The organism is Vibrio sp. PID17_43 (assembly GCF_002608565.1).
GTDB lineage: Bacteria > Pseudomonadota > Gammaproteobacteria > Enterobacterales > Vibrionaceae > Vibrio.
The window spans coordinates 1-6586 of record NZ_LIXM01000045.1 but is presented as its reverse complement, the minus strand read 5'-3'; the positions used below and the strand labels follow the sequence as shown (position 1 = coordinate 6586).

The window sequence follows — 6586 nt, the reverse complement described above, 5'->3', positions numbered from 1 at the left end:
GAGCAGCACCGCCGTATACTTTTGCAAGTGTAGTACAGATAGCTGCAGTTAGAGTTGTTTTACCGTGGTCAACGTGGCCGATAGTACCAACGTTTACGTGCGGTTTTACACGTTCAAATTTTTCTTTAGACATGAGTAGTCCCTCTAGGTACGGATTTAGGTGGCCCCAAAAAATGACCACGCAACCAAAAAAGATAATTGGTAAATCTTATATCAAAAGGAAATAACTTGAGAGCTGGTGCTGATAGGCAGACTCGAACTGCCGACCTCATCCTTACCAAGGATGCGCTCTACCACCTGAGCTATATCAGCACTCAAATTTGATTGGAGCGGGCAGCGGGAATCGAACCCGCATCATCAGCTTGGAAGGCTGAGGTAATAGCCATTATACGATGCCCGCACACGTAACTCTGAGAGCTATTTCCTAAAGAATATGGTGGAGGGGGACGGATTCGAACCATCGAAGGCAGTGCCGGCAGATTTACAGTCTGCTCCCTTTGGCCACTCGGGAACCCCTCCAAAATTTCAATCCATTCTCACTACAACATTTCATAGATACAGGAGAGAATGGTGCCGACTACCGGAATCGAACTGGTGACCTACTGATTACAAGTCAGTTGCTCTACCTACTGAGCTAAGTCGGCATAAGTGGTGCGCATTCTATTGAATGATTTTCTATGTTGCAATAGGAAATTTAAAAAAAAAACGTAAATATCGTTCTTTTGAACTCATTTGTTGAAAATTTACACAATCATTATTTTTTACCACAAACTTTAGAGCTTTGTCGTTTGCTTTAAACGACGCTTGATGTATGTTTTTGCTCTCAATTAAACCAAGGATAAACGAGACCCATGAGTCCATTTTTGTCATTCGACCGTGCTGAATGGGCAGAGCTGCGAAACTCTGTCCCAATGACACTTTCTGAAGATGACTTGATCGCACTTCAAGGCATAAATGAAAACCTCACAATGGAGGAAGCGGTAGAAATCTATCTTCCTTTGTCTCGCCTACTGAATTTGTATGTACAAGCACGCCAAAGTCGCAACTCTGTGCTGCAACAATTTCTCAATACAGAAGAACACGCTCCACCTTTTGTTATCGGCATTGCTGGCAGTGTCGCGGTTGGAAAAAGCACAACCGCTCGTATTCTAGAAGCCCTCCTATCTCGCTGGGAGAATCATCCTAAAGTCGCATTGGTCACAACTGATGGCTTCTTGTACCCTAAGCGCGTGCTTGAAGAAAAGGGTATTATGCACCGTAAGGGCTTCCCAGAATCTTACGATATTAAGCGATTGGTCGAGTTTGTATCTGATGTGAAGGCAGGTAAACCCAATTTAGAAGTCCCTGTCTACTCTCATATTACCTACGATATTACGGAAAAGTTAAAATGTGTAGATAGACCAGATGTACTGATCATTGAAGGGCTAAACGTACTGCAAAGTGGTATGGACTATCCACATGATCCGCATCGCGTTTTTGTTTCTGACTTTTTGGATTTCTCTATCTATGTTGATGCGGACAGTGAGATTATAGAGCAATGGTATGTCGAAAGGTTTTTAAAGTTCCGTAGAGGTGCCTTCACTAAACCAGGGTCTTACTTCAGCCACTACACACAACTATCAGTTGAAGAAGCGCAGAATAAAGCAAAGCAAATATGGCAAGACATTAATGGGCTCAACTTAGAACATAACATTCTTCCTACCCGAGAAAGAGCCCATTTAATCTTACATAAAGGAGAGAATCACTTAGTAGACAAGGTTTCTCTACGAAAATAGCTCTGCGATCAGTCACTCTTTCTCAAGGAGATCTCACCACCAATGTAGGTCTCCAATCCGTTTTCGGTTTCGAGAACCACGCCTCCTTGATGATCAATACCCTGTACGACACCATAAATTTCTCGAGGACCCATCAGTAACTTCACAGAACGGCCTAAGAAATTATCAAGACGATTCCAACGTACAACAAAACCCGTTAGCCCAGTCATTTCATATTCCTCTAGCGCTCTCTTCCAGTGCTCTATAAATTTAATCGCCAACTGAGTTCGGTCAATCACTAAGCCACCACTGACTTGATTTAAGGTTGTCCAAGGTTGGTCAATTCCAGGCTGTCGTTCTGGCATACCAATATTGAGGCCCATACCTATCACTAGATGCGCAGCACCTCCTGCTTGTCCGGACATCTCGACCAGAATGCCTGCCAGTTTTTTATCATGGTAGTAAATATCATTAGGCCATTTAAGTTTTACACCCTGAATGCCTATACTTTCAATGGCTTCTACTGTCGCAATACCAACAACTAAGCTCAAGCCCATTGCAGCGGCCATTCCAGCATCTAAACGCCAATACATCGACAAATACAAATTGGTACCAAAAGGCGATATCCACTGACGTCCACGTCGCCCTCTTCCTCTTGCTTGATACTCAGCCAAACATACACGGCCTTTTTCAGATTCATTAACACGTTCAAGCAAATACTGATTAGTAGAGTCAATCACCGAAATGAGCTCGACTGGTGTCGTAATGCTCTCTATCAACTTACCTTCATTTAACAATTGAAGAGGCTGAACAAGTTGGTAACCCCGGCCTTGAATACGATAAAGATCAACGCCCCAGTCATTTAAACCTTTAACATGCTTGGCGATCGCCGCTCTAGAAATCCCCAAACTTTGCCCGAGCGCCTCACCAGAGTGGAACTCACCATCACTAAGCGTTTTTAAAATATGAAGTTTGGTAGAGTGTTCGCTTCTCATTGTGCAGCCTCAATTTTAGCAAGGTTGGTCTCGCCGAACCGATCCATAAAGCGCACTTCGTGCTCAAGCTCTATCTGATACTTATCCCAGACCGCCTTTTTCACTAACGATGCTAATGACACAACATCACTGGCGCTGCAGTTATCGACATTAGTCAAAACTAACGCTTGAAGTGGATTAACCTGGGCACCGTTTACAGACACACCTTTCAACCCACACTGATCGATAAGCCAGCCAGCTGCCACTTTCATCCCGATTGGTGCCGGGTAAGCCACCATATTGCTATGCTCTGCAACCAGTCGATCATAATGATCTTGCGAGATCACTGGATTTTTAAAGAAACTCCCCGCATTCCCTACTTTCGCTGGATCGGGTAATTTCTCCATGCGAACTTGGCAAACTCGTTCAAAGATCGATAAGGGACTGAGTTGATCTTCCGCAATACTCTGCAGTGGGCCATATTGATTAATTGGTTTCCACGCTTTCGCTAACTTGAGTCCAATAGCAGCAATAAAGCACTTTTCATACAAAGCGTGCTTGAATATCGAATCGCGATAGCCAAATTCACACTCATCCGCCGTCATTCGTTTAATCTCAAACGTGGTAAGGTCTAGCACATCCACATATTCACAGACATCTTGCAGTTCTAGACCATATGCGCCGATATTTTGGATTGGTGCTGAACCTGCACATCCAGGGATCAAGGCGAGGTTTTCTATTCCTCCCATTCCTTGCTCTACACTCCATGCCACCAATTCAGGCCAATCTTCCCCCCCTTCGATGTGAAGGAGATAATGTTCTGCTGTTTCGGTTATGGATTTGCCCTTCAATCGGTTAATGATGACCACACCATCGTAGTGCTCCGTGAACAGCATATTACTGCCTTTACCTAAGAAGAGTTTAGGTAGACCTTTCAAGGACTCATCTTTAAGTAATTGGATAACGTCTTCGATCGAATCAACAATCGCTAAATAGGAGCAGGTTTGTTCGATACCAAATGTGTGATAAGCCTTAAGGCTCGCATGTTTCTTTATTTGCATAGTGAGTTTGCAACGCCAGATGAGATTCCCGTAAACTGTGAACATTCTACAATAGTTATCTTTGAGCCGCAGTGACAATACCAAACTCATTAATCATAGAAGTGTTAAATCCTATCAAATTGCCTCTCATTAAACGGCTGTATAAGGCTCATTATCCCGCTGGACGAGCAAAGCGTGATGAATTAATCGTTACCGCTAGCGTAGATAGTAATATCCTCGCTTTACTGCGAATGAAAAGTGTCGATACCTCTCGGCTATTGACGGGCATGCTGGTTATTCCAGAGGCAAGAGGGACTGGGGTTGGAAAGGCTCTCTTAAGCTATTGCGAAGAAAATATTTTCCGTCATGGCGATTACTGCTTTGCATTTCAACATTTAGAAAACTATTACTCACAGTATGGATTTAAAAGCATTTCCGGCAATACTCTACCAAACTCATTGAAAATAGCCTTTTCTCGCTATGTGGATAGCGGTAAAGATCTCATTCCGATGCAATTCATGGCATCTTCCCCTTCAAAGGGTACGGTTTTGTAGCCAGAGAAATCATATCTTTGATAAAATAGCAGGTTCGCAATATTGCACTTAATTAAGGTACTCACACCGATATGATAGTAAGTAGGAATCCATTCGAACAGTTGCCAAGTCTTGCTGTTAAGCCTGAAGACTTTGAAGTTCTGCATGCAGCAGAAACTTTCAGAACTCGTCTTCTCGATGCAATCAGCAAAGCAACGTCACGAATCTACCTAGTCGCTCTATATCTGGAAGATGATGATGCTGGACGTGAAATTTTCACCGCGCTTTATGAAGCAAAACAGCGTAATCCTCAGTTGGACATCAATATCTGTGTAGATTGGCACCGAGCTCAGCGTGGTTTGATTGGTGCAGAGTCATCAGAAGGAAACTCTGCACTCTATAAAGCATTCGCCAAAAAATATCAGCATCCTATTCCTGTATACGGCATTCCTGTGCGCGGAAGAGAAGTCTTTGGTGTTCTACACCTGAAGGGCTTCATTGTCGACGATACCGTAATCTACAGCGGTGCAAGCCTGAACAATGTATACCTGCAATATAATGATCGCTACCGCTTCGACCGCTACCACGTGATCCAACATGCAACACTTGCAGATTCAATGGTTAAGTTCGTCCAAGATGAAATGATTGCCCACCCAGCAGTCAATAATCTGGCCGATAACGACAAACCAGAAACAAAAGAGATCAAAACGGCTATCCGCCAATTCCGCTCTTCTCTTGCACGAGCAAGCTACGAGTTTACTTCTGAAAATATTTCTGAAGAGGAAGTAAAAGTCACCCCTCTTGTGGGCTTAGGCAAACGTCGTAATTTACTCAATCAACAAATTGTTAAGCTACTTGCTACGGCACAAAACGAAATTTTCATCTGCACACCTTACTTTAATTTCCCAAAAGCCATTAATCGCGAAGTAAAACGTGCAATGAAACGAGGCGTAAAAGTCACGATCGTGGTCGGAGATAAGACAGCGAACGACTTCTATATATCTCCAGAGGAAGAGTTCAAAACCATTGGTGGCCTACCGTATTTATATGAAGTCAACTTACGCCGCTTCGCAAAAGCAAACGAAGCCAACATCGCCGCTCGTAAGCTATCTATCCACTTATGGAAGCACGATAATAACAGCTTCCACTTAAAAGGTATCTGGGTTGATAAGCGCTACATGCTGCTCACAGGTAATAATTTAAACCCTAGAGCGTGGTCATTAGATTTGGAAAATGGCCTATTAGTACAAGACATCTATGCAAAACTAACGGATAAGTTTGAACAAGAAGTTGCCAACATTCTCGAACACACTCAGCTCATCTGTACTTACAAACAGTTAGAGAAAATTGAAGACTACCCTCACAGTGTACAAAAGTTAGTTCGAAAAGTTACGCGAATAAAAGCAGATGGTGTACTGAAACGCATTCTATAGTTCACATTATTTATTCAAAGCCCAACTTCTGTTGGGCTTTTTTATTTTGTGCCTTCTTAACAAGGGTTTTGTACAAATTCATTCTGAGAGGGTAATAAAATACCTTGAGAATATTACTTCGGCATCTCAAGTGACTATCACGTTGAACCTAGTAAAGAATGACAAACAGCCATAAGATTTGACGATAACTAGGGTAGGTTCAACTGTTTATTCGACTGAACTGGCGTTCCATCACCAACATCAGTTTAAAAAGTAGCATGAACGAAAAAGGCTCCAGCATTTCTGCTAGAGCCTTGAAAATGGCAAGAGTGGCCTGGCATTCCAGAGAGCCGAGTGAGTTTTTGCACAACGAGATGCCTAGCTCTCGCAATAATCACATTGAAAAACAACAGATGTAAAAAAGCCTCAGCATTTCTGCTGAGGCTTTAAATATGGCAGGGGTGGAGAGATTCGAACTCCCAACACGCGGATTTGGAATCCGCTGCTCTGCCAATTGGAGCTACACCCCTGTAAATCTACAAACTGTAGATTTGACAAAACCTTGCTAAAAGCAAGGCTGTCTGAATAAATGGCGGAGCGGACGGGACTCGAACCCGCGACCCCCGGCGTGACAGGCCGGTATTCTAACCAACTGAACTACCGCTCCACACGGAGATAAAACTTTTGTTTTATCCGATACTTGTCGTTCAGAACAAGTACCTTAAATTAAAAGCCTGGCGATGTCCTACTCTCACATGGGGAAGCCCCACACTACCATCGGCGCTATTTCGTTTCACTTCTGAGTTCGGCATGGAAATCAGGTGGGTCCAAAATGCTATGGTCGCCAAGCAAATTCTGTTTCGGTTTCACTTT

The 6586-nt window shown here is 43.3% G+C and carries 6 protein-coding genes, 6 tRNA genes and 1 rRNA gene; 3 read left to right on the top strand and 10 right to left on the bottom strand.

Going from position 1 to position 6586, the window contains the following annotated elements:
- From AK965_RS19995 to AK965_RS19975, 5 genes are all read right to left on the bottom strand, one after another.
- A partial coding sequence (locus AK965_RS19995) for a GTP-binding protein (protein ID WP_249263060.1) occupies nucleotides 1–133 on the bottom strand: 133 nt, incomplete at its 3' end.
- Between the two features lie 103 nt (nucleotides 134–236).
- Nucleotides 237–312: transfer RNA gene (locus tag AK965_RS19990), tRNA-Thr, on the bottom strand.
- 13 nt (nucleotides 313–325) lie between these two features.
- Nucleotides 326–400, bottom strand: a tRNA-Gly gene (locus AK965_RS19985).
- A 34-nt stretch (nucleotides 401–434) separates the two neighbouring features.
- Nucleotides 435–519: transfer RNA gene (locus AK965_RS19980), tRNA-Tyr, on the bottom strand.
- 49 nt (nucleotides 520–568) lie between these two features.
- Nucleotides 569–644: transfer RNA gene (locus tag AK965_RS19975), tRNA-Thr, on the bottom strand.
- 207 nt (nucleotides 645–851) lie between these two features.
- Here AK965_RS19975 and coaA point away from each other — a divergent pair.
- Nucleotides 852–1775 (top strand): type I pantothenate kinase, encoded by a 924-nt coding sequence (gene coaA / locus AK965_RS19965; RefSeq protein ID WP_099081226.1) that lies wholly within the window; start codon nucleotides 852–854, stop codon nucleotides 1773–1775.
- An 8-nt stretch (nucleotides 1776–1783) separates the two neighbouring features.
- Here the strand turns inward: coaA and birA are convergent, their stop codons facing one another.
- Together birA and murB are read right to left on the bottom strand one after the other, a co-directional pair.
- Nucleotides 1784–2749, bottom strand: a complete 966-nt coding sequence (gene birA / locus AK965_RS19960; protein WP_099081225.1) for a bifunctional biotin--[acetyl-CoA-carboxylase] ligase/biotin operon repressor BirA — start codon at nucleotides 2747–2749, stop codon at nucleotides 1784–1786.
- On the bottom strand, nucleotides 2746–3789 hold the full coding sequence (murB, locus tag AK965_RS19955) for a UDP-N-acetylmuramate dehydrogenase (RefSeq protein ID WP_099081224.1): 1044 nt from the start codon (nucleotides 3787–3789) through the stop codon (nucleotides 2746–2748). Before murB ends, birA begins: the two co-directional genes overlap by 4 nt.
- A gap of 101 nt (nucleotides 3790–3890) precedes the next feature.
- On the opposite strand from murB, the gene AK965_RS19950 reads away from it, so the two are divergent.
- Entirely contained in the window at nucleotides 3891–4322 is a 432-nt protein-coding gene (locus tag AK965_RS19950; protein WP_099081228.1) for a GNAT family N-acetyltransferase, read from the top strand.
- Between the two features lie 71 nt (nucleotides 4323–4393).
- Nucleotides 4394–5734, top strand: coding sequence for a CDP-diacylglycerol--serine O-phosphatidyltransferase (pssA, locus tag AK965_RS19945; RefSeq protein WP_099081223.1), 1341 nt, complete (start codon nucleotides 4394–4396; stop codon nucleotides 5732–5734).
- A 432-nt stretch (nucleotides 5735–6166) separates the two neighbouring features.
- Here the strand turns inward: pssA and AK965_RS19940 are convergent.
- The 3 genes from AK965_RS19940 to rrf all read right to left on the bottom strand — a co-directional run bounded on the left by AK965_RS19940 (nucleotide 6167) and on the right by rrf (nucleotide 6562).
- Nucleotides 6167–6243: transfer RNA gene (locus tag AK965_RS19940), tRNA-Trp, on the bottom strand.
- 60 nt (nucleotides 6244–6303) lie between these two features.
- Nucleotides 6304–6380, bottom strand: a tRNA-Asp gene (locus AK965_RS19935).
- Between the two features lie 65 nt (nucleotides 6381–6445).
- Nucleotides 6446–6562 (bottom strand): 5S ribosomal RNA (rrf, locus tag AK965_RS19930).
- Between the last annotated feature and the right edge of the window lie 24 nt (nucleotides 6563–6586).

What these genes read in the sequence shown, in the direction of transcription:
- coaA (WP_099081226.1), top strand. Translation starts at nt 852, where the DNA reads ATGAGTCCATTTTTGTCATTCGACCGTGCTGAATGGGCAGAGCTGCGA.
- birA (WP_099081225.1), bottom strand. Translation starts at nt 2,749, where the DNA reads ATGAGAAGCGAACACTCTACCAAACTTCATATTTTAAAAACGCTTAGT.
- murB (WP_099081224.1), bottom strand. Translation starts at nt 3,789, where the DNA reads ATGCAAATAAAGAAACATGCGAGCCTTAAGGCTTATCACACATTTGGT.
- pssA (WP_099081223.1), top strand. Translation starts at nt 4,394, where the DNA reads ATGATAGTAAGTAGGAATCCATTCGAACAGTTGCCAAGTCTTGCTGTT.